Genomic DNA, 22,375 nt, shown 5'->3' with positions numbered 1-22,375 from the left:
CGACACGGGGGATAATGCCATGCCCGAGTTCGTCGCCAGCCTGCTCGCCGCAGCGGCCTTCTGCCTGACCTTGCTCGCACTGAATGCGCTGACGCGGCTGCTGATCCAGGCGCATGGCGCGCCGCCGGATCTCGGTGAATCCGGCTTCCTCCAGATCGGCAGCGCCCTGGTTGTGGCCCGCGTGGCCTACCGCCGGGCGCCGCATCGCCAGATCGACTAGAGCACCGTCCCGAAGGGCGGTTTTGCGGCTTTCTGGATGACGCAAAGACCAAGCTTCAGCGCAGAAAATCGCCGAAGGCGCGCGGGCCATTGCCGGTGGGGATGGTCGCCAGCACCTTGAGGGTGCGGGCGTCGAGCACGCTCAGCGTGTTGTCGCCCCAGTTGGCGACATAGAGGCGGCCGTCCGTATCCGCGGCGATACCCTCGGGATGGTCGCCGACATCGACGTCGGCGATCGGCTTGAGGGTGGTGAGGTCGAAGGCCGTGACACTACCGGCATATTGGTCGGTGACGAAACCGCGGCCTTGCGACAGCGCGATCACGTAGGGCCGCCGGCCGGTCGGGATCCGGATGATCTCGCGTCCCGCCGCGAGGTCGATCACCGAGACGTCGTCGCTGGTGACATTGGCCGTGTAGGCACGCCCGGCCGCGGCATCCAGGGTGATGCCGAACGGGTGCTGTCCCACGGGTATCGTCTTGGTTTCCTTGCGGCTCTTGGCGTCGATCACCGAGACCGTATTGGCCTCCCGGTTGGCGACGTAGAGCGTGCCGCCGTCCGGCGCGATGGCGATGCCGGAGGGCGAGGCGCCGACCGCGATCTCGCCGTCTGGAGCGAGCGTGCCGTCGCGCTCTGTCAGCACGAACAGCCGGTGGCCGTACCAATCCGCCACGTAGACCGTGCCGCCCCTCGGATCGGCGGCGACGCCGAGCGGTCCGCCCGGCAGGGGGACCTCGGCGACGACGCGGCCGGCATCGAGGTCGAGCACGGCGAGGCCGTGCCCTTCCGGCCGGGTGACGTACGCGCGCCTGCGATCGGGCGACAGGGCAATCCCGGCCGGCGCCCCATCCACTGGGATGCTGCGCACCACCTTGCCGGCGGCGAGGTCGACGATCTCGACCACGCCGCCGAGCTGGGCCGTCACGATCGCTTCCCGCGCCGGTTCGGCGCGGGCGAGCGTCGCGACGAGGGCGAGGCCGGCGGCGAGCGCCGCGCCGCGCCTGTTCAGGCTCACGAGCCCTTCTCGACCTTGGCCTTCAGATTGGCGAGGCTCGCCTTGATCCAGGCGCCGACGCCCTTCTCGGAGGCTTCGTCGTTCAGCTCGGGCGGCGGATCGTTGTTCATGTAGCCGCGGTAGAAGGCGGCCTTCCACTCGACCTTGGACTTGGCGTCGCCCGCAGGCTCGATCGTGATCGTCGCCGAATAATCGTTAGCCGGAAGGTCCTTCACGTCGACTTTCTCGATGTAGTACGAGAACAGCTTCTCGTCCGGCTTGTACTTGTTGCTGGTCTCCTGGATCTGGTTGCCGTTCTTCAGCGTCAGGGTGCGCTTGAACTTGTTCGGCACGTCGCCGCTGACCTCGGTCTTGGTGACGTTCTCCATCCAGTCGGCGTTCTTCACGTCGCCGACGACGGCCCAGACCTTGTCGGCCGGCGCGTTGATCTCGATCGACTCGGAGATCTTGCGCCGGGTCGGGCCGTGGGCCTGCGCGGTCGCCGCCACCAGGGCAGCCGTGGCCGCCAGGGCCAGGGTTATTTTTTTCATGGTGTCCTGCTCCTCCCGCCTCCAGGGCGCGGTCCGGCATCGCGATACCGGTTTCGAGCCCTGGAGCGTGTCACAAGTGAGTGTCAGACCCGCATCCGAACGTCTGGATACGGCTCTAGCGTTCGTCCCGATCGAGGATGCGCGCCTCGGGGCCGAGGGCCGCCGCGACCTTGTCCTCGATCCAGCCCCAGGCCTCGCGCTCGCGCGGGCCCGCGGTCTTGGCCATGGCGATGGCGAGGTAGGCCATCTCCGTCAACACCTTGCCCGGCTCAAGCATGTGGAGCCGGGTCGAGAGGATCGCGGCTTCCAGCACCGCGGCCTGGGCGCGGTTGAAGCCGATGAACGGTGCGTGGGCGGCGGAATGGACCATGCGGCCGCGGAAGCGCGGCCTCGTCTCATGGTCGTCGACCGACGCGACCTCGAATTCAGCATGGCCGAAGCTGTCGGCCAAACGCCGGCCCGGGATGGCCTCGCAGGCCACGGTCGGCCATTCGCGCCGCCCGGTCACCGCGCCGGCGATCACCCGGATGTCCCGTGGGCTCGACGCCGCGAAGCACGGGTTCGCCTCAAGATTGGCGATGGTCGGGGAGGGCCGAAACGGCGCCAGGACGTAGCCGTCCTCCTCGCCGATCAGTCCGAACGGCACCAGGTGCAACTCGCCGGAGGACGCGAGCGTGGTGACGATCGTTTCCAGGATCAGCGGCATGGCTCAGGCCCTGTCCGCGGACACCAGCCGGCCGCAGACCAGCTTGGTCGCGGGCTGGGACGTTTCGGGCGCCGCCTCGTCCCGGGCCTCGGTGTCCGAGATCGTCGCGGGGGTGTCGGCATCCGCCTCGGGCTTCACCAGCCGGGCGTCGCGGGTGCCGGGCGGCGGCGCGTCGGGGCCGGAATGGCGGGTATGGCCAGCCTTCTTGAAGGCGGTCGCATCCTCGACATCGGCGTCGGCCGCGCAGCCCCAGTCGAGGGGCTCGTCCTGGACGTAGCGCTTGCCGAGCCGCCACGCGGTCTCGGCCTTGGCGAGCTCGGCCCCGAGATAGAAGGCGTGGGCGCCGTCGCTCTTCACGTCGAGGTCGGGGAAAAAGGCCATCGCGTCGGAGCCGACCCTGTGGGTGTCGCGGTTGTAGACGTGGATTCCGTCCTCGGCGACGGCGATCCGGTAATTCGGGTCGCGGACCTCCGCGGCGGCCTGGGCGACCTCCGCGGCGGTCTGCACGAAGGGGCGCTTGTCGTGAAGGGCCAGCAGCGCCCGTCCGTAACCCTTGGGCAGGGCGGAATCGACTTTCGCCGCGTACATCACTCGCCGGGCGGCGTCGTGCTCCTCAACGGTGCGGCGCGTGTGGTTTGAGACCTGGACGATCAGCACGTTGCCGATCGACAGTTCCGAGCACATCCCGACGAGGAGTGCGGTGACGCCCAGCGAATCCGCCTCGGTGAGTTCCGTGAGGTTGCCGGTGCCCATCATCATCTGGATGTCGGGCCAGCGGGCGCGAGTGTCGCGGTAGCGGCTGATCGAGTCCACGAAGCCGTGATGGATCGGCTCCAGGATCGGGTCCGCCAGGAACGTTTTTCCGGCCTTCAGCATCCGCTCGATCGCCCGGTCGAGGGACGGCATGTCGTCCGGGCGCAGGGGCACCAGGATCGGAATCGCGTCGGTCTCGAAGGCCAGATCCAGCGTGTCGATGTTCAGGCTGAGCAGGTAATCGGCCCCGGCGCGGGCGCCCCGGGCCAGCTCGTCCTGGGAGAAGGAATCGACGCTGACCTTGAGGCCTGCGCCCTTCAAGGCCGCGACGGATTCTTCCAGATGCGGGAAGGTCGTGTCCGGTAGGCCGCCGAGGTCGATCACGTCGGCGCCGCGGCGGGCGAGGTCGAGCCCCTTGGCCAGGATCTCGTCGGGAGACATCTTCGAGGCGTCGACGATCTCGGAGAAAATCCGCAGGTCGTGCTTCGACAGATCGACCTTGCGGCCTGCGAGCCCCAGCCAGGCCGGCAGATCGACCACCTCGTCCGGCCCGCGCTCCACCGGCAGGTGGAAATGCTCGGCCAACCGGGCGGTATCGGCCCGGCAGCGGCCGGGCAGGACGATCCGGGTCGCGCCCTCGGGGATCTCGACCCGGCGGCGGATGATCTCTTCGGTCATCAGCGCGGCGACCTTCACGCCGGCATCCGCGATGCTCCAGCGGATCGTCGCCGGCAGTCCGGCCGCGACCTTCTCCAGCCGCGCCCGAGCAAGGCGGCCGGTGACGAAGACGATGTGCTCGGGGGCGCTCACGCCGCCACCCGCTGCTGCAGCGTGACCCGGCGGGTCGGCCCCCAGATCGCGATCGGGCCGCCGTAGCGCACGGCGAAGGCCGGGAAGGCGGCATCCACCAACCCGCGCCGGGCCAGGGCGTCGGGGGGTTCCTCCGGCGCAGCATCGGCCGATTTCACCAGCACGCAGCGCTTGGCGCGCAGGCGCGCGGCCAGCCAGAGCGCGAGGCTGTCGGAGGTGACGTCCCAGCTCTCGGGGATGTCGGGATGGCCGGCGCGGAGGCTGACCGGGTCCCAGACGCAGGCCGCGGCATCGTCGGCCCAGGGCGCGACGCTGCGGGTCAGTCGCAGATCTTGGTCACAAAAAAAATCGGCCATGCGGCCCATCGCGTCGAGGGCGCGGCGGTGGGCCTCCGCATCGTCGAAGCCGTCGCGGATCTGGGCGGCCCGCACGGCCTCCGCGAAGGCGCCACCGCCCGGCACGACGATGCAGCGTCCGTGGACGCCCTCGGCCACCTCCGACAGCACGGCGCGCAGCCGCGCCGGGTCGGCTTCCAGGCTGCCGCCAATCTTGAGGACCGTCGTCACGCGGCGTCCCGATGGTTCGGCCGCAGGGCGCGCACGGCCTCGGCGACCCGCAGGGGATCGATGCCGTTGCATCGGTCGAACTCGCGGCATAGGCCGCCGCGGAAACCGAAATAATCCGGGCGGTGGGCGCTCAAGGTCGGGATGTCGGTGATCCGGAGGGAGCCGGCGAGCCCGCTCATCAGCCCGTGGGTCCGGCAAGCCGCCGTGAACGCCGCCAGCGCCTCCGGCTCGGCGAGATCGGTCAGCCGGGCGCCGGACTTGCCGGCAGTGTCGATCATCGCTCCCGCGAAGCCGGCCCGCGCCAGAACCGGGACCAGATCGGCCGCCGGGCCGTCCTCAGCAAACAGGACGGCGATTAGGCGGCCGGGTGCGGCCGTTGTCAGGGCGGTGAGCGCGGCCACGTCGCGCCTGTGTCGGGGGTCGAGACCGGTCTTCACCCAGTCGATCCCGGTCGCCGCCATCGCGGCCACGGAGTCCGGCGTCGGCTCGGCGACGGCGCTGGTGACGGCGGCACCGGCGACCCGGGCGACGATCTCGCCCACCACTCCCGTTGCGAGGGCGCCGAGCGCACCGCGCTCTGGATCCTTGGCGTCGATCAGGTCGGCCCCGGCGAGCTGGGCGGCCTCGGCCTCGGCCGGATCGCGGACGCTGACGAGGAGGCGGGGCAGGGGCCTCGGCGGAACGGGGAACGCGGACACGGATCTCTCGAAGATGGGCGGCACGCAATCACGACTTGCCGGGCAATGGCTCGGCGAGCAGGCGGTTCTTCACTACCCAGCGCATGGCATGCGTCCAGGTGTCGTCGGTATCGGCCCGGATCGTCACCTGCCCGCCCCGCACCATCTTGCCGGTTTCGGCCTCGGCGATGGTGACGTTCAGGTTGAAGATCTGGCCGGATCCCTTCTCCACATAGCCGGTCACGACGAGATCCGCACCCAGGCTCTTGCCGATGTCGGCCGCGCAGCCGTTGCACTTGTAGAGCGGCCCTTCCTTGGCGACCACGTCAGCCTTCGGGGCGGTATCTACGATCTCCAGGCCGGCCTGGTTGTGCAGGGCGTTGCGCAGCTCGTCGGTCACCAGCGCCAGCTTCTTGGTGTCCACCGGCCGGACCCGCGTGCCGTAGGTGGCGCCGGGGTCGAACAGCTCGACGGGGAAGATCGCGGCCTTCTCGGCGGCGACGACGGGGCCGGCGAGGAGGCAGGCAGTCACCGCGCAGGCGAACAGGTGGCGCATCCTCGGGGCTCCCTCACGATGATCGATGCCGTTTCTTCCGGCGCATTCGCGTCCCTATAGCTCGGGCGAGGGGACAAATTGGCAATGTACATCGTCGCGTGCTTGGCTCACGACGCGAACGTGATCATTCGCCAAGAAGCCGCGGTTGAGCGGCCGGATCGGAAGCTGCTAGAGGCCGCGCCCATGCACGATCCTGCACACGCCCCGGCCCAGCGCTTCCGTCAGCCCGCGCGGGATTGGACGCCCTGCGCGCTCAGCCTTCGCGTTCTCTTCGCGGGCTGCACGCTGCTGATGCCCCTCGCCGCGCGGGCCCAGCAGCCGGCCCCGCAGCCGATCGACACGCATATCGGGCTGATCTACCGGCCGGAGCCGGCCCCGTCCTCGTACGATGCCGAGGCCGCCCCGGAGGACGAGGGGCTCGCCGGCGCCAGGATGGGCATCGCCGACAACAACACCACCGGCCGCTTCACCAAGCAGACCTTCGCCCTGGACGCGGTCGCGCTCAGCGACGAGAAGCCCGACGCCGTGGCGGCCGCCAAGGACCTGGTCGCCAAGGGCGTGAACTATCTGGTGCTCGCCCTGCCGGCCGACGCGGTGCTGGCCGTGGCCGACGCCGTGAAGGACACCGGCGCGGTGGTGCTCAACGCCGGCGCCCCCGACGATCGCCTGCGCGGCGCCGATTGCCGGGCCAACGTGTTCCACATCCTGCCATCGCGGGCGATGCTGACCGACGCCATCGCGCAATATCTGACGGTGATGCGCTGGCGGAAGATTTTCTTGATCGTCGGTCCGACCGAGGCCGACAAGGCCTATGCCGAGGCCTTGCGCAACTCCGCCCGCAAGTTCGCGGTGAAGATTACCGCGGAAAAGCCCTGGACCTTCGGGCCGCTCGCGAAGGCGCGCGGCGATACCCCGACCCGGGCCGAGGCGATGGTGTTCACCCGGGGCCTCGATTACGACATGGCGATCGTGGCCGACGAGGAGGGCGACTGGGGCGACTACGTCTCCTACCGCACCGTCGATCCCCGGCCCGTCGGCGGCACCCAGGCGCTGACCTCGACCACGTGGTCGCCGGTGCTCGAGACCTGGGGCGCCGCGCAGGCGCAGAACCGCTTCCGGCGGCTCGCCTCCCGGCTGATGCGCCCCCTCGACTACCAGGCCTGGGCGGCGGTCCGCACCGTCGGCGAAGCCGTCACCGCCAAGAAGACCGCCGATCCGGCCGTTCTCACCCCGTACCTGGTCGATCCGGCCTTCAACCTGCCGGCCTACAAGGGTGTGTCGCTCACCTTCCGCCCCTGGGACCACCAGCTGCGCCAGCCGGTGATCGTCGTCCAGCCGAAGGCCCTGGTCTCGGTCGCCCCGGAGCAGGGTTTCCTGCACCAGCGCACCCCGCTGGATACCCTGGGCGTCGACCTGCCGGAGACCACCTGCAAATTCAAATGAGGGCCGCCATCGCCTGCGGCGTTGGCGAGGGGCGTACACCCTCGCAACACGCGGGCGATGCTCTACAATCCACCACCGAGAACGTCCTTCGAGGACGCCGGGACGTCACACGGGAAGGAAATTGTATGCGCCGCCGCGTCGAGGCAGGTCTGAGTGGTGTCGCCCTCGGAGCGTGGTTCGCCCTTTGCGGGCCGGCCGTGGCCTTCACCGCCTACGTGACCAACGAGAAGGGCAACTCCGTCAGCGTCATCGACACGACTACGATGACGGTCACTGGAACCTGGAAGGTCGGGCGCCGGCCGCGCGGGATCACCGTGTCGAAGGACGGCAAGGAGGTGTTCGTCTGCGCCAGCGACGACGACCGGATCGACGTGCTCGACACCGGCTCCGGCAAGGTCGTGCGCTCGCTCCGCTCCGGCCCCGATCCGGAGCAGTTCATCCTCGATGCCTCGGGCAACCCGCTCTACGTCGCCAACGAGGACGACAGCCAGGTCACGATCATCGACATCGAGAAGAACAAGGTCCTGGCCGAGGTGCCGGTCGGGGTCGAGCCGGAGGGGATGGGCCTGTCGCCGGACGGGAAGATCCTGGTCAACACCTCCGAGACCACCAACATGGCCCACTTCATCGACACCAAGACCTTCCAGGTGATCGACAACGTGCTGGTCGATGCAAGGCCGCGGTTTGCCGAGTTCACCGCCGACGGCAAGTTCCTGTGGGTCTCGGCCGAGGTCGGCGGCACGGTCAGCGTGATCGACGTGGCGCAGCGCCGGGTGGTGAAGAAGATCACCTTCAAGATCCCGAGCGTGAACGACGAGGCGATCCAGCCGGTCGGCATCCGCATCACCAAGGATGGCACCAAGGCCTTCGTGGCGCTGGGCCCGGCCAACCGGGTGGCGGTGGTCGATGCCAAGACCTACGCGGTCGAGAAGTACCTGCCGGTGGGCCAGCGCGTCTGGCAGCTCGCCTTCACGCCCGACCAGAAGATGCTGTTCACGACCAACGGCACCTCGAACGACATCTCGGTGATCGACGTGGCCGCCGAGAAGGTGGTGAAAAGCATCCCGGTCGGCCTGCTGCCCTGGGGCGTCGCCATCTCCCCGAATTGATGTTTCGGACTTCGCATCGGTGCAAGGTCGGCGGCGATGCCGATCGAGCGCCCACGGCACGACACGGCCGCCGGACCCGCGGCACAGGGATAGGAACGACATGACGCGGACGCTTCGGATCACAGCCCTCGCTTTGGCCGGCCTGTTCGCGGCCGGGCCGGCTTCGGCCCTCGACCTGACCAAGAAGCGGGAGAACCTGCCCGACCTCGTCCTCGGCGACGATCAGGGCAATGATTTCGCGGTCGAGAACAAGGACATCACCCTCGAATCCGGCAAGGCCTACCGTCTGCGCATCGTCGCCAAGGGTCACCAGGAGTACAAGTTCTACGCCCCCGAGTTCTTCCGCTACATCTGGTTCAACCAGATCGTCATCGAGCACAAGGAGATCCACGGCGGCGGCGCGCCCGATCACCTCGAGTTCGACGATCCCGGCGAGATCGCCGTCGAGTTCGTCGCGATCAAGCCGGGCGCCTACACCTGGGCGGCGCGCGGCCTGGAGGCGAAGGGCATGACCGGCACGTTGACGGTGAAGTGATGGGCGCCGTGTTCAGAATTTGGCGCGAGGCTGCCGCTGCATCTTCCTCCCCCCTCAGCGGGGGAGGGTGGGCCGGCCGTCAGGCCGGCGCGGGAGAGGGGAACCCGGCTTCCGAGCGAGGCAGAGCAGATGTGCGGGCCGGCGCGCTCTCCTGCGCCGTCGCTCCCCTCTCCCGACCTCCTTCGGGGGCCACCTTCCCCCGCAGAGGGGGGAGGGGGTTCGCGCTTATGCTGTTCAGCTTCGTTCTGATCACGCCCGCCTACGCGGCCGACGACGCGGCGTCCTGCGCCGAAGGCATCACGATGATCCGCGATGCGCTTGCGGCAAACCCGTCCGAAGCCGCTCTCCCAAAACTCAAAAAGGCCCTCCGGGTCGCCGAGCGGGAGCAGAAGGAGGGCGAGTTCGACGAGTGCCTCGACGCGGTCGCGGATGCCCGCAGGGCGCTCGGCCGATGAGCGAGGCGGCGCTGCTGGTCGAGCATGTCGGTCACCGGTTCGGTGCGCGTGCCGCGCTGGACGACGTGTCGCTCACGGTGGAGCGCGGGCGCTTCGCGGCCCTGCTCGGGCCCAACGGTGCCGGCAAGACCACGTTGTTCTCGGTGATCACCCGGCTCTACACCAATCAGAGCGGTCGGGTCTCGATCTTCGGCCACGGCCTCGACCGCGAGCCATCCCGGGCGCTGGCCCGGCTCGGCGTGGTGTTCCAGGCCCGGACGCTGGATACCGACCTGACTGTCGAGCAGAACCTGCTCTATCACGCCAGCCTCCACGGCATCGCCCGCAAGGCCGGCAAGCTGCGGGTCGGTACGCTGCTCGACCGGGTCGGGCTGGCGGATCGGCGCCACGACAAAGTCCGCACCCTCTCGGGCGGCCAGTCGCGCCGGATCGAGATCGCCCGCTCGCTGATCCACCGGCCGGACCTGCTGCTGCTCGACGAGCCGACCGTCGGCCTCGACCTCGAATCCCGGGCCGATATCGTGGCGATCGTGCGCGCCCTGGTGCGCGAGGAGGGCCTGTCGGTCCTCTGGGCGACCCACATTTTCGAGGAGATCTCCTCGGAGGACGACGCCGTGGTGCTGCACCGGGGCCGGATCGTCGCCCGGGGCCGGGCCGGGGACATCGGCGCGCCGGGCGAGAACCTCGCCGACGCCTTCCGCCGCCTCGTCGCCGAACCGAAGAGGGCGGCGGCGTGATGGGCGACCGTACGATACGCGCGCTCTCCCTCTCCCCTCTGCGGGGGAGTGTGGGCCTGCCGTCAGGCCGGGTCGGGAGAGGGGAGCGCCGTATCCGGAAGGGTCGCAACGCCAACCACATCCTGCATCGTCGCGCTGCCCCTCTCCCGACCCCCTTCGGGGGCCACCCTCCCCCGCAGCGGGGGGAGGGAACAGCGCGTGTTTCTGGTCGTAGCCCTCGCTGCGAAATCAAAGGCGCCTGCCTGCGCATGGGCCAGCTCACATGACGACGCCCCTCGCCACCACCGTCCCCACGGCCCCGTCCCCAAAAGAAACCGCCCGCCAGATGGGCCGGCTCGATGCGGTCGGCTACCTGATCTGCCTCGGCGGCATCGTCCGGCGGGAACTGTTGCGCTTCTTCAATCAGAAGGAGCGGTTCTTCTCGGCCCTGGTCCGGCCGCTGGTCTGGCTGTTCATCTTCGCGGCGGGGTTCCGCAACACCCTCGGGGTCTCGATCGAGCCGCCCTACCAGACCTACGTGCTCTACGAAGTCTACGTGGTGCCGGGGCTGGCCGTAATGATCCAGCTGTTCAACGGCATGCAATCCTCGCTCTCGATGGTCTACGACCGCGAGGTCGGCTCGATGAAGGTGCTGCTGACCTCGCCCTATCCGCGCTGGCTGCTGCTGCTCGCCAAACTGATCGCCGGCGTCTCGGTGTCGATCGTGCAGGCCTACGCGTTCCTGGCGGTGGCGTATTTCTGGGAGACCGACATCCCGCCGCTCGGATACTTGGCAGCGCTCCCGGCCTTCCTGGCCTCGGGGCTCATGCTCGGGGCGATCGGCCTGTTCCTGTCGTCGCTGGTCCGGCAGCTCGAGAACTTCGCCAGCGTGATGAATTTCGTGATCTTCCCGATGTTCTTCGCCTCCTCGGCGCTCTACCCCCTGTGGCGGATCCGGGAATCCTCGGAGACGCTCTACTGGATCTGCGAGTTGAACCCATTCAGCCACGCGGTCCAGCTCGTGCGCTTCGCCCTCTACGTCCAGTTCGAGCCGGTCGCCTGCGCGGTCGTGATCGGCGTGACCCTCGCCTTCTTCGGCATGGCGGTCGTCGCCTACGATCCCGGTCGCGGCATCATGGCCCGGCGGGGCGGCCCGGCCGGCGACACCAACTGACGGAACCCCCGATGACCCGTATCGCTGCCCGCCTCCTCGTCCCCGCCCTCGGCCTCGCGCTGATGGCGGGTCCCGTCCTCGCCCAGCCCCGGCAGGATCCGGACTGGCCCTGCGTCCAGCGCAAGGTCGCGACCCTGAGCCCCGGCCAGTTCTGGACCGGTCCCGACATCGCGGCCGCCGGCGATTGGGGCAGCGACAACGACGCGGCGGTGCTCGCCCAGAAGATCGCGTCCCGGCGCACCGAGCTGCCCGAGGTCGGCCCGCTGCTCGACGGGTTCGTCGGCAAGCTCGGCGCCGATAAAGAGGCCAAGGCCAAGTCCCTGACCCATGTCTACGCGGGGGTGTTCGAGGTCATCAACGGCGAGCGCGACAAGGTCATGGGCGGGATCGCCCGCTACGCCCAGGGCCAGCGTCGCATGGCCGAGCGGATCCGCGACGAGGCCGACAAGATCAGCCAGACCAAGGACGCCCCGAGCGCCACGGACGCCACCGAGCTGCCGAAGGACCAGTCGGAGCTCGAGACCAAGTTCGCCTGGGACCGGCGGATCTTCCAGGAGCGCAGCCAGTCGCTGACCTATGTCTGCGAGGTTCCGCAGTTGCTGGAGCAGCGGCTCGGCGAGATCGCGCGCGTGATTCAGGCGCGGCTCTGATCGGGCCCCAGGGGGGGCGTCGGTCGATTGCCGAATCTTCCCGCCAGGCTTGCCAAATTATCCCTAAGTCTCTGAAATCGTTGCAAAAACTGTTGCTGTTAAAGCACGTGCTTCTTCCTTCGAGATCGGTATTTCGGAAAGGTTGCTGAAACAGGGCCTGCGTGGTTTCAGATCAATTGTGTCCTTTTCCTTCACCCGCCAAGAGTGTCCGCAAGCTCGGCAGAAACGAGCGTGGGTTCAAGGCAAGGGGTTTGGGATGTCATTGAGGGCGCTTCGGAGCAGCCTGGTCGCGTCGGCGTCGGTTCTGGGTGGGGCGATGCTGCCCGGCGCCGCACTGGCGCAGAATGCCGTGACCCTTGGTGAGATCAGCGTCGTCTCGACGTCGCCGGTCGGTTCGGGCGGCGGCAATTCGAGCCGCGTCCAGAACCTCGACGGCCCGGGTGGGCTGGCGCCAGCGGGTTCGGCGCTGCCGCCGGTCGGCCCGGTCCGTCTCCGGGGCAGCGAGCAGCCGCTCTACAAGATCCCGAGCACCGTCGAGACCGTCACGGCCAGCGACATCACGGTCGACCGCGGCACCGACAACGTCGTGGCGACCCTCGCCCGGCGCACGCCCGGCCTGAACCTGTCGGACTCGCAGGGCAACTCGAACCGGCCGGACGTGACCTATCGCGGCTTCACCGCCTCACCGGTCCAGGGCGTGCCGCAGGGCCTAGCCGTCTACCAGAACGGCGTGCGCATCAACGAAGCCTTCGGCGACATCGTCAACTTCGACCTGATCCCGCCGCAGGCGATCCAGCGGATCGATGTCGTCACCGGCAACCCGGTCTTCGGCCTCAACGCGCTGGGCGGCGCGATCAACATCCAGATGAAGAACGGCTTCACCTGGCAGGGCACCGAGATCACCGCCTATGGCGGCTCCGACGGCCGCATCGCCGGCTCCCTGGAATACGGCAAGGTCTCCGGCCCGTGGAGCGTGTACTTCACCGGCGACGGCCTGAACGACCGCGGCTGGCGCTACGAGAGCCCGAGCACGATCGGTCGGCTCTACGGCGATATCGGCTACCGCTCGCAGGACTCGGAGTTCCACCTGATCGGGCTCGCCGCCCGCAGCTATTTCGGCGCCGCCGCCGCCACGCCGGTGGACTTCACCCATCGCGACCCGCGGGCGATCTTCACCTACCCGCAGACCACCACCACGGATGTCGGCACCATCCAGCTCACCGGCCGGGTCGATATCTCGCCGACCTGGGATCTGGCCGGCAACGCCTATTTCCGCCGCTTCAGCCAGACCTACGTCGACGGCAACGACGGCAACTTCGAGAATTGCAGCTCGCGTTCCAGCTACCGCGGCTTCCTCTGCTACGAGGATGACGGCTTCAGCCCCGCGGCCGGCCAGTCGCAGAACGCGTTCCGCAACCAGTTCCTGCTGCTCGGACAGCAGAACCAGCGCATCCCGTTCCGGGCCAACATCCCGTACGGCACCCTGGACGTGACCAAGACGGAGGCCACGGGCTTCGGCGGCTCGCTGCAGGCGGCCAACCGCGACCGGGTGTTCGGCCTGCCCAACACCTTCGTGGTCGGCGGCAGCATCGATACCGCGAACTACTCGTTCAAGTCGTCCAGCACCCTCGGCGTGATCAACCCGAACCTGTCGATCACCACCGATCCGAACAACCCCTATTACGGCACAATTCCCGGCCTCGGCACGACGCAGATCCGGAGCGCCGCGGCGCTCGGCATCGCGCCGAGCTCGGTCAGCGGCTCGAACGTCTATATGGGCCTCTACACCCTCGACACCCTCGACGTGACCGACCGTCTGTCGCTCACCGCCGGCGCCCGGCTCAACTTCGCCCGGATCGAGAGCGAGGACCTGACCGGGTTCTCGCCGGACGTGACCGGCACGCACTATTACAACAAGATCAATCCGGTCGCCGGCCTGACCTACCGCTTCGCCGACGCGCTGAACCTCTACGGCAGCTACTCGGAATCGAACCGCGCGCCGACGCCGCTGGAACTGGCCTGCGCCAACCCGAACCAGCCCTGCCTGCTGCCGAACTCGCTGGTGGCCGATCCGCCGCTCAAGCAGGTGACCGGGCGGACCTACGAGGTCGGCTTCCGCGGCCAGCTGCCGAACACCTATGACGGCGGCATCATCACCTACAAGATCGGCGCCTTCCGCACCGACCTGACCAACGACATCCTGTCGCTCGCCACCCCCGGCAACACCGCCCGCGCCTATTTCGTGAACGTGCCCTCGACCCAGCGCCAGGGCATCGAGGTCGGCGGCGAGTACACGGCCGACTACCTGAAGGTCTACGCCAACTACGCCCTGGTCGACGCCACCTTCCAGTTCAACGGCACCCTGTCCTCGCCCAACAATCCGCTCTCGGATGACGGCGCGATCCAGGTCCGCAAGGGCAACGTCGTGCCGCTGGTTCCGCCGCATCAGTTCAAGGCCGGGTTCGATTACTTCCTCACCCCGAACTGGCAGGTCGGCCTCTACCTGCAGGCGTTCTCGTCGTCCTATTACCGCGGCGACGAGTCCAACCTGAACCGCAAGCTGCCGCCCTACTACGTCATGAACTTCCAGACGAAGTATCAGGTCACCAAGAACCTGGAAGTGTTCGGTCTGATCACCAACCTGACCAACAACCGCTACGCCACCTTCGGCACCTTCGCCGAGCCGGGCGCGGTGGCCGGCAACCTGCGGATCAGCGACCCGCGGACCACGACCCTGGCGCAGCCGCTCTCGATCTATGGCGGCATCCGCTACGCCTTCGGCGCCGACCCGGTGCCGATGTCGGCCGAGCCGATCATCCGCAAGTACTGAACGCTCGAACGGCGTCAGGGCAGGGCGCTCCGCGCGGTCTTCGGACCGGGCGGGGCGCCCTTCGCGTTTCCAAGCGCCACCGTGCGGCCTCACGCCTCAGGAACGCGCCCCGGCGCCCCGCGTCTCATTCGGGAGCGACAGACGCTTCGGCCGCCCCCGGACATCGCGGTGGGTCGCGCCCGAGCACGCCCCCCGAACGACGTGGAGAAACGCCTCGATGATGATGAGATTCGCGCTCGCCGCCCTGGCTCTCGCCGCCGCCACCCCGGCCTTGGCGACCCCGTGCGCCGACGAGGTGTCCACGCTGCAGAAGCGCCTCGACAGCGCCGGCGCCGCCTCGGTGACCGGCACGACGCCGCCCGGCGGCACGACCTCGTCGCATTCCGACAAGGCGCTCGCGACCCCGCCGGCCCTGACCAAGGGCGATGCCGCCGTGAAGCCCACCGCCTCGGGCGTCGACGAGGCCAAGAAGCTTGTGGCGAAGGCCGCCGAAGAGGACAAGGCCGGCAACGCCGAGGCCTGCCGCAACACGATCATGCAGGCCAAGGAGAAGGCCGGCGCGCTGCCGTAGGGGCCGACGGCGTCGGTCGGCGCCCCGGACGGCGCCGGCCGAACGCTCAATACGCGTTCTCGGTCTTGAACAACGCGAACGGCGTGGTCAGCAGGATCTGCAGATCGAGCAGAACCGACCAGTTCTCGATGTAGAACAGGTCGTGCTCGACCCGGCGCTGCAGCTTCTCGGAGGTGTCGGTCTCGCCGCGCCAGCCGTTGACCTGGGCCCAGCCGGTGATGCCGGGCTTCACCTTGTGGCGGGCGAAATAGCCGTCGACCACCTGGTCGTAGAGCGTATTGGCGGCCTTCGCCTGGAGCGCGTGCGGGCGCGGCCCGACCAGGGACAGGTCGCCCTTCAGCACGTTGAACAGCTGCGGCAGCTCGTCCAGCGAGGTCTTGCGGATAAAGCGTCCGACCGGGGTCACCCGGGGGTCGCCGCGGGTGACCATCCGGGCGGCGCCGGCATCGCATTGATCGACATACATCGACCGGAACTTGAACACCTCGATCAGCTCGTTGTTGAAGCCATGGCGCTTCTGCCGGAACAGCACCGGCCCGCGCGAGGTCAGGCGCACGGCGAGCGCCACGGCGATCATGAGCGGCGACAGGGCCAGCAGCATCATCAGGCCGACGCTGCGGTCGAACAAGGCCTTCAGCACCACGTCCCAATCGGCGATCGGCCGGTCGAACACGTCGAGCACCGGCACCGAGCCGAGATACGAGTAGCTCCGCGGCCGCAGCCGCAGCTTGGCCGCGTGGGCCGAGAGGCGGATGTCGATCGGCAGCACCCAGAGCTTGGCCAGCATCTGGAGGATCCGGGCCTCGGCGGTGATCGGGATCGTGAACACGATGAGGTCGAGCCGGGCATGCCGCGCATAGGCGACGAGATCGTCGACATTGCCGAGCTTCCTGTGTCCGGCCACCATGTCGGAGGAGCGGTCGGCATTGCGGTCGTCGAACACGCCGACGATGCGGATGCCGCTGTCGCTCTGGGCTTCGAGGGCCGCGATCAGCTCCTCGGCCGGCTTGCCGCCGCCGACGATCGCGGTGCGCCGGTCGAACCGGCCGGCCCGGGTCTGCGCATCGACCACCCGGGCAAGGATGAAGCGCCCGACGAGCAGCGCGGCCAGGCCGGTGCCGTAGAACGTCGCAAGCCACAGGCGCGAATAATGATCGGCCACCTTGGCGAGCACCAGCACGGCCGCGACCATCAGGAAGGTCATCGACCAGGCCGCGATCAGGCGGATCGCCGTCTTCGCGAAGGTCCGAAAGGCCGAGATCCGGTAGCCGCCCGAAGCCTGGATCAGGGCCACCGTGAGGCCGGCGACCAACCCGATGACCGCGGCATAGGTCAGCCCGAACGGCACCCGGCCTCGCAGCATCAGCAGGTGCAGGAGCGCGCCCAGGCTGAAGATCAGCGTGAGTTCGACGGCCCGAACCAGCCCGGCCACGACCACCGGCGAGATCGCCGCGGGCATATGCGCCAGCGAAGCCGTCTCGCCGCCGCGCGCAGCACCGTTTTGGGCATCGAGAGGTCCTGCGACCTCAAGGAGATCGCGAATATCGAACGCGCTCATCGGTCGGCTCCTCCCGGGGCAGTCTGTCCGGGTCTCCTGGGGCCTCATCTCTATCCGACCCTTGGAGACAGATGACGCTCTGAGCCGAGACCCTTGCACGGGGCATAATAGAAAAGCCTAAACGCGAGCCATCTTGGGTTGTACGCCCCTAAAAGCGGGCTCACGATTGGGATCACATTGACGTGGTGACGCTTCAGGCCGTGCGCGCCTGGGCCAATTTGCGCGATCCGACGCTGCGACGCTCCGCGCGGGCCTGGAACGCGGCCGCGTAGCCGGCGACCACGTCGGCCCCCATGCGCTCCAACGAGAAGCGCTGGTGGATCGACGCGCTGAAGGCGCACACGCGCGCGGCCAGCACCGCCGGCGGTTCGTCGAGCACTCTGCGGATTGCCCCGGCGAGCGCTCCGGCATCGCGTGACGGGACGAGGTCGTCCGCCATCGGCCCGAAGATTTCAGGGATGCCGCCGACCCGGGTGGCGACCAGGGGCTGAGCTGCGGCTGCCGCCTCGAGGACGACGTAGGGCAGGGATTCGGCGAGCGACGGCACCACCAGGATCCGGCCCCGGGCGAGCACGGACCGGATCGCCTGCGGCGGCTCGAACGAGGCCGCGTCCGAGAGGCCCAGCCGCTCGACCATGGCGCGCAGGCTCTCCGCATCGGGCCCGGACCCGACCATCAGCAGGCGCAGCGCGCGACCCTCGGCCCGGAGACGGACCAGGGCTTCGAGGAGGTAGGGCAGGCCCTTCGCCTCCCGCAATTCACCGACATAGAGCAAGTCGGCAGCATCAGCGGCCAGGGGTACGGGGGCGAACTCGGCCTCGGCGATGCCGTTATGGACGATCCGGGTCACCTGCTCGGGGCCGCCCACGAAGGCCCGGTGCCGGCCCGCCACGTACTCGCTCTCGAACAGGAACGCATCGGTCCGGCGCGCCAGAACGGCCTCCGCGGCCATGTAGGTCCGGTGGAGCGCGCTGCCGGGCCGGTAATTGTAGCTGCCGCCATGGGGCGTGTAGGCCCGGATCGCCGAGGCCGGTGCCAGCCGGGCGTAGACGCCGCCCTTGGCGCCGTGCCCGTGAAGGACGGTCGCCCCGACGGTCCCGGCCCGGCGCGCGACGGCGCGCAGGCACGTCCAGTCGGACAGGTGCGGGTTGCGCTGCATCGGGATTCGGAGAAGGCCGAGTTCCAGCGATGGCATCAGGTCGGCCAGGGCACGCGCGCCGCGCTCGGCGCCCGTGGTGGCGTCGCAGACGATGCCGACCGCGTGTCCCGCCGCCGCCTGCAGATGGGCGAGGTCCATCACATGTCGGAACAGGCCGCCGACCGGCGCACGGAACACGTGCAGGATGCGGTGGCGTTGGGTGGTTCGGGTCTCGTTCGGCTTCGCCGCCACGGTATCGCTCCCGGGAGTAACAGTCCCGGGAATGTGGAGCACCGACAGTCGCAGTAAACTTAAACGGGACCGCGCTGGATCGGCCTTTTCATCGAGACGGTAAGCGGAGTTTTACTGCTGTGGATCAATTCATGTCAGCGGCAGGCCGTTCAGGCTCGCCCAGATCGTGCCGTAATGGCAGGCGGTGGCGGCGAGCACGAAGCCGTGCCAGATCGCGTTCTGGAACGGCAAGGTCCGCCAGACGTGGAACAGCACGCCGACCGAGTAGAGCAGGCCGCCGATCGCCAGCAGCCACAGGGCCGTGGGCTGCAGGGCGGCGATCACCGATTCGTAGGCGAGCAATCCGCTCCAGCCGAGAAGGAGATAGAGGGCGATCGAGAGTCGATCGAACCGGCCCGGCAGGAACAGCTTCACGGCGATCCCGACGAGGGCGACCGCCCAGATCACCGCCAGCAGCAGGTACGCGCGCGTCCCGGAGCCGACCAGCGCCACCAGCGGCGTGTAGGTGCCGGCGATCATCAGGTAGATCAGCGCATGGTCGGCCCGGCGCAGGAGCCATTTCCGCGGGCTGACCGGATACAGGTTGTACACGGCCGAGACGCCGAGCATCAGCACCAGGGCGGTGGCGTAGAGCACCACCGCGGCCCGTTCGCCGAACCCGAGATGCGCCGTGAGGGCCGTGGCGACCAGCGCCACCGCACCGGCGAGGCCGAGGACGACGCCGAGGCCGTGGATCACACCGTCCGCCACGATCTCGCGTGGCGTGTAATGCCACGTCAGAGTCAGCGGGCGACCGTCCTCCGCGAGAGACATCATGAAGCCTCCTGCTACGCCTGCAGTCTAAAGCTTAAGAGCCTTCAACCGTTCCCTGTGCAAAGTGCTGACGCGGAGATTATCCCAAGGTTCTATTGCCGCGTGGTAAAAGTCTTGTTGCCCGTGGCAGCATCGCCGCACCCGAGCTCACGCACCGCGACCGACAAGTCCCTCGAAGCCAAGCGCCGGCTCCCGGGCGGCGGGCCGTGCAAGGCCGGTGCCGCGGCTCAGCCGGGCATGGACGATCGCCATGGTCAGGAGTGCCATCGCCAGGATCTGATGGGCCAAAGCCGCCCAGAGCGGTACGGCCAGGAGCAGGGTCGCGATGCCGAGAGCGGCCTGCGCCAGAGCCAGGGCCGCGACGCCTCCGGCCCGTCCGGCCGCGCCCGCCGGCCCGGTCAGCCGGGCATCGATCGCGTGCAGGATCGCGACGAGGACGATCAGGTAGGCACTCACCCGATGGTCGAACTGGACCAGGGCGTGGTTGTCGACGAAGTTCTCGATCCACGGCCGGATCGCGAACAGGCTGTCCGTCGGCGGGATCAGGGCGCCATCCATGCTGGGCCAGGTGTTGAAGACCAGCCCGGCATGGGACCCGGCGACGAGCCCGCCCAAAAAGATCTGCACGAGGACCAGGGCCGGCAGCAGGAACGCGACGAAGCGGATGCGGTGCGGCGCGGGGTCGGTCGCGTCGTCGCGCTGCCCGGCCGCGAGCCAGACCAGCCCGGCCAGGATCAGGCTCGCCATGGTCAGGTGGAGGGCGAGCTTCAGCGGCGCCACAGCGGTCATGCCGGGCTGGAGGCCCGAGGCGACCATGATCCAGCCGATCGCGCCCTGGAATCCGCCGAGGATCCCGAGGCCCAGCAGACCGAGCCCGAGACGCCGGCTAATCATGCCGCGCCACCAGAACACCACCAGTGGCAGGAAGAACACCAGGCCGATCAGCCGTCCGAGCAGGCGGTGGCCCCATTCCCAGCCGTAGAGCACCTTGAACGACGACAGCCCCATCCCCTGGTTGAGGATGTTGTATTGCGGCGTGTCCTTGTACTTGGCGAATTCGGCGATCCAATCGGCGTTCGAGAGGGGCGGTACGATCCCGGTCACGGGGCGCCACTCGGTGATCGACAGGCCTGACCCGGTCAGGCGCGTCGCGCCGCCGATCGCCACCATGGCGACCACCAGGGCGGCCACCAGGTAGAGCCAAGCCCGCACGGCTCCCGATCGCTGGTCGCCCGAGACTCTCATCACCACGCGCTTCCCTTCCGCGTTTGCCGGGCTGTCCCGACCCTCGCGACGCGTTAGGGGAAGCGCGGGATGCGGGCAATGTCGGCGGCGCCGCAGCCCGCGGCGCTGCGCGCGTTGCCAACCGCGCCCGCGGGCGGTAGCCGTCTCCAAACAGGGAGAGACGAGGCTACAGGGACCGTCATGCGCCGCCGCACCCGCACGTTGATCGGCACCGTCGCGATGCTGGGCTTCGTCTGCCTGTACGGGCCGCTGGCGATGGCGCTGGCCGACAGCCGCATCGCCGAGACCCCGGCGGCGATCCAGGCCGTGCTCTACTCGATCCTCGGGATCGCCTGGATCTTCCCGCTGATGCCGCTGATCCGCTGGATGGAGCGGCCCGACAGCTGACGGGACCCCCTCGATTTCGCCGCACTCGGCCGCCAGAAGCGTTCGATCCGCCGTCGAGACCCCCGTTCGTGTATCGCTTGCCCATGCGCTTCAAGCACCTGGCCGCACTCGCCGTGCTGCTCGCGCCGTATCCCGCTCTCGCGCAGGGTACGCCGCGTTCGATCGCGGAGTGCGAGCGGCTGAAGAACGATCTGGCGTACAACCAGTGCCTGGCGATGTTCGGACCGGCCGCCCGGAACGTGGCGGGCGGCTATGCCTCGGCCGACGCGGCCGCCGCCCCGGCCCTGGCCGAAGCGCTGCCGCAGGCCGAGGAAGCCGTCGAGAGCACGCCCAGCCGGCAGGGCCGCTACCGCTCGCGGCGCGGCGGCCGGCAATACGCCTCGTTCTCGACCAGCTATCGGCATCGCCGCCGGCGCTGAAGCTTGCGGCTCCGAGCGACCTCGGCCTCGGACGCGCCGCCATTGTGGTCGCGGTGGCGCGCGATCGCGAGTCCGGCCCCTCCTCGGCACGCGACAAAGAAGCCGTCAGGCGACGTTGAGCCGTCGCCCTCGGTTCCAGGCCAGGAACGGCACCCCGGACAGCAGCCCCGCGAGCGCCGCTTGCGACTGGTGACACCCGTTGATCGAGACGCGCGGCAGGGCATGCAGGTGGCCGCCATGCTCGGCGAACAGATGCCCCGGCCTCGTGGTCACGGCGGTCGTGAACCCGTGCTCCCGGGCCAGCGCGAATTCCCGAGGGCCAGCCGAGGTCGGGTCGCCGACCGGATAGGACAGGTGCCTGACAGTTCGGCCGAGTTCGGCCTCGATCCGGGCGCGACTCTCGACGATCTCGCGCACCGTGGTCGCCGCGTCGTGCTTGGCGAGCATGGGGTGGCTGACCGTGTGGGCGCCGATGGTCACCGCGGGGTTCTGGGCCAGATCGCGCAGTTCGGGCCAGGACAGGCACAGCTCGGACACGACGCCGCCCGGCGCAAAGCCGGCCTGCCGGCACAGGTCGGCGATCCGGTCCAGCAGGTCGGCTTCCGTCCCGAAGCGCAAGTCGCGATACAGCGCCTCGAACGCCAGAGCCTTCTCCTGCGGGCTGCGGGCGGGGAGATCGAGGCTGCGCCCCCGGATGTCGAATCGCACCCGGTCGAGCCGCGCGATCGCCCGCTCCAGCTCGATCCACCACAGGCGGCCGCCCTGGTCGGCGAAGCCGCTCGTCACGAACAGGGTCCAGGGCACGCCGTGGCGTTGGAGCACGGGGCGCGCGTGCTCGACATTGTCGCGATAGCCGTCGTCGAAGGTCAGGACCGCGAAGGGCGGCCCGTAATCCGGGGCGGCGAGCCGCTCCGGCACCGCGTCGAGCCCGATCACGTCGAAGCCGCGGGCATCGAGTTCGCGCAGGGTCCGGTCGAGGAAGTCCGGCGTGATGCTCAACAGCCGGTTGGGCGCGAAGGCCGGGACGGGATCCGGGCTGACATGGTGGAAGGTCAGGATCACCCCGAGGCCGCGGGACGCCGGCGCGAGCCAGCGATCGGCCCCGAGCGCCTGGATCGCGCGGAAGCCGGACGCGAACATCCGATGCTTGGCACGCGACGAGATCATGGCTCGGATCCGTTCGGGCCCCTCGGCCCAGTCACCGCCAGCGATCACCCGCGGCGGTAAAGAAACCCACAATCGGCGCCCGA

Annotated in this window: 24 protein-coding genes; 12 read left to right on the top strand and 12 right to left on the bottom strand. The window is 69.0% G+C overall.

Translation table 11 applies throughout. The features are described 5' to 3' along the window. Positions 1-19: 19 nt before the first annotated feature. Positions 20-220 (top strand): hypothetical protein, encoded by a 201-nt coding sequence (locus MKL09_RS10655; protein ID WP_244020032.1) that lies wholly within the window; start codon positions 20-22, stop codon positions 218-220. A gap of 55 nt (positions 221-275) precedes the next feature. Here the strand turns inward: MKL09_RS10655 and MKL09_RS10650 are convergent, their stop codons facing one another. The 7 genes from MKL09_RS10650 to MKL09_RS10620 form a co-directional block, all read right to left on the bottom strand. After that, entirely contained in the window at positions 276-1,232 is a 957-nt protein-coding gene (locus MKL09_RS10650) for a YncE family protein (RefSeq protein WP_244020031.1), read from the bottom strand. Continuing rightward, entirely contained in the window at positions 1,229-1,762 is a 534-nt protein-coding gene (locus tag MKL09_RS10645; protein WP_244020030.1) for an SRPBCC family protein, read from the bottom strand. Before MKL09_RS10645 ends, MKL09_RS10650 begins: the two co-directional genes overlap by 4 nt. 115 nt (positions 1,763-1,877) lie before the next feature. Beyond that, a complete protein-coding gene (locus MKL09_RS10640; protein WP_244020029.1) occupies positions 1,878-2,468 on the bottom strand; it encodes a DUF447 domain-containing protein in 591 nt (196 codons plus the stop codon). 3 nt (positions 2,469-2,471) lie between these two features. Next, positions 2,472-4,031, bottom strand: coding sequence for a DUF6513 domain-containing protein (locus tag MKL09_RS10635; RefSeq protein ID WP_244020028.1), 1,560 nt, complete (start codon positions 4,029-4,031; stop codon positions 2,472-2,474). After that, the gene (locus MKL09_RS10630; RefSeq protein WP_244020027.1) at positions 4,028-4,597 is read right to left on the bottom strand and encodes a uridylate kinase; all 570 of its coding nucleotides are present in this window, start codon (positions 4,595-4,597) and stop codon (positions 4,028-4,030) included. Before MKL09_RS10630 ends, MKL09_RS10635 begins: the two co-directional genes overlap by 4 nt. Next, the gene (locus MKL09_RS10625; protein ID WP_244020026.1) at positions 4,594-5,295 is read right to left on the bottom strand and encodes a (5-formylfuran-3-yl)methyl phosphate synthase; all 702 of its coding nucleotides are present in this window, start codon (positions 5,293-5,295) and stop codon (positions 4,594-4,596) included. Before MKL09_RS10625 ends, MKL09_RS10630 begins: the two co-directional genes overlap by 4 nt. A 28-nt stretch (positions 5,296-5,323) precedes the next feature. Beyond that, entirely contained in the window at positions 5,324-5,830 is a 507-nt protein-coding gene (locus MKL09_RS10620; RefSeq protein ID WP_244020025.1) for a DUF3280 domain-containing protein, read from the bottom strand. Between the two features lie 183 nt (positions 5,831-6,013). Between MKL09_RS10620 and MKL09_RS10615 the strand changes: the two genes are divergently transcribed. From MKL09_RS10615 to MKL09_RS10575, 9 genes are all read left to right on the top strand, one after another. Beyond that, on the top strand, positions 6,014-7,273 hold the full coding sequence (locus MKL09_RS10615; protein ID WP_409566916.1) for an ABC transporter substrate-binding protein: 1,260 nt from the start codon (positions 6,014-6,016) through the stop codon (positions 7,271-7,273). 125 nt (positions 7,274-7,398) lie between these two features. Further along, complete coding sequence (locus MKL09_RS10610; RefSeq protein WP_244020021.1) at positions 7,399-8,382, top strand: YVTN family beta-propeller repeat protein; 984 nt, start codon at positions 7,399-7,401, stop codon at positions 8,380-8,382. A gap of 100 nt (positions 8,383-8,482) precedes the next feature. Further along, positions 8,483-8,917, top strand: coding sequence for a hypothetical protein (locus MKL09_RS10605; RefSeq protein WP_244020019.1), 435 nt, complete (start codon positions 8,483-8,485; stop codon positions 8,915-8,917). Between the two features lie 227 nt (positions 8,918-9,144). Beyond that, positions 9,145-9,372, top strand: a complete 228-nt coding sequence (locus MKL09_RS10600; protein WP_244020017.1) for a hypothetical protein — start codon at positions 9,145-9,147, stop codon at positions 9,370-9,372. Further along, entirely contained in the window at positions 9,369-10,109 is a 741-nt protein-coding gene (locus MKL09_RS10595) for an ABC transporter ATP-binding protein (protein ID WP_244020015.1), read from the top strand. Before MKL09_RS10600 ends, MKL09_RS10595 begins: the two co-directional genes overlap by 4 nt. A 262-nt stretch (positions 10,110-10,371) precedes the next feature. After that, positions 10,372-11,262: an ABC transporter permease gene (locus MKL09_RS10590; RefSeq protein WP_409566915.1), complete on the top strand. Its 891-nt coding sequence runs from the start codon at positions 10,372-10,374 to the stop codon at positions 11,260-11,262. 11 nt (positions 11,263-11,273) lie between these two features. Then, positions 11,274-11,912 (top strand): hypothetical protein, encoded by a 639-nt coding sequence (locus MKL09_RS10585; RefSeq protein ID WP_244020014.1) that lies wholly within the window; start codon positions 11,274-11,276, stop codon positions 11,910-11,912. A gap of 256 nt (positions 11,913-12,168) precedes the next feature. Next, entirely contained in the window at positions 12,169-14,742 is a 2,574-nt protein-coding gene (locus MKL09_RS10580; RefSeq protein ID WP_244020013.1) for a TonB-dependent receptor, read from the top strand. Positions 14,743-14,959: 217 nt separating this feature from the next. Continuing rightward, entirely contained in the window at positions 14,960-15,313 is a 354-nt protein-coding gene (locus MKL09_RS10575) for a hypothetical protein (RefSeq protein ID WP_244020012.1), read from the top strand. A 46-nt stretch (positions 15,314-15,359) separates the two neighbouring features. On the opposite strand, the gene MKL09_RS10570 is transcribed toward MKL09_RS10575, so the two are convergent. The 4 genes from MKL09_RS10570 to MKL09_RS10555 all read right to left on the bottom strand — a co-directional run bounded on the left by MKL09_RS10570 (position 15,360) and on the right by MKL09_RS10555 (position 20,319). Then, positions 15,360-16,871 (bottom strand): undecaprenyl-phosphate glucose phosphotransferase, encoded by a 1,512-nt coding sequence (locus MKL09_RS10570; RefSeq protein WP_244020011.1) that lies wholly within the window; start codon positions 16,869-16,871, stop codon positions 15,360-15,362. Between the two features lie 193 nt (positions 16,872-17,064). Continuing rightward, positions 17,065-18,261 carry a glycosyltransferase family 4 protein gene (locus MKL09_RS10565; RefSeq protein ID WP_244020010.1) on the bottom strand — a complete coding sequence of 399 codons (1,197 nt, stop codon included), beginning with the start codon at positions 18,259-18,261 and terminating at the stop codon, positions 17,065-17,067. A gap of 129 nt (positions 18,262-18,390) precedes the next feature. Next, complete coding sequence (trhA, locus tag MKL09_RS10560) at positions 18,391-19,074, bottom strand: PAQR family membrane homeostasis protein TrhA (RefSeq protein WP_244020049.1); 684 nt, start codon at positions 19,072-19,074, stop codon at positions 18,391-18,393. A gap of 147 nt (positions 19,075-19,221) precedes the next feature. Beyond that, positions 19,222-20,319 carry a COX15/CtaA family protein gene (locus tag MKL09_RS10555; RefSeq protein ID WP_244020048.1) on the bottom strand — a complete coding sequence of 366 codons (1,098 nt, stop codon included), beginning with the start codon at positions 20,317-20,319 and terminating at the stop codon, positions 19,222-19,224. Positions 20,320-20,499: 180 nt separating this feature from the next. Between MKL09_RS10555 and MKL09_RS10550 the strand changes: the two genes are divergently transcribed. Together MKL09_RS10550 and MKL09_RS10545 are read left to right on the top strand one after the other, a co-directional pair. Beyond that, a complete protein-coding gene (locus MKL09_RS10550) occupies positions 20,500-20,706 on the top strand; it encodes a DUF2842 domain-containing protein (protein ID WP_244020009.1) in 207 nt (68 codons plus the stop codon). 83 nt (positions 20,707-20,789) lie between these two features. Beyond that, positions 20,790-21,125 (top strand): hypothetical protein, encoded by a 336-nt coding sequence (locus MKL09_RS10545; protein ID WP_244020046.1) that lies wholly within the window; start codon positions 20,790-20,792, stop codon positions 21,123-21,125. 105 nt (positions 21,126-21,230) lie between these two features. On the opposite strand, the gene MKL09_RS10540 is transcribed toward MKL09_RS10545, so the two are convergent. Next, complete coding sequence (locus MKL09_RS10540) at positions 21,231-22,292, bottom strand: polysaccharide deacetylase family protein (RefSeq protein ID WP_244020008.1); 1,062 nt, start codon at positions 22,290-22,292, stop codon at positions 21,231-21,233. Positions 22,293-22,375: the final 83 nt, after the last annotated feature.

The sequence above is a fragment of the Methylobacterium sp. J-048 genome (genome assembly GCF_022829515.1).
Lineage (GTDB): Bacteria > Pseudomonadota > Alphaproteobacteria > Rhizobiales > Beijerinckiaceae > Methylobacterium.
Note: the sequence above shows the minus strand (reverse complement) of the source record. Positions and strands in the feature narration are given on the sequence as shown.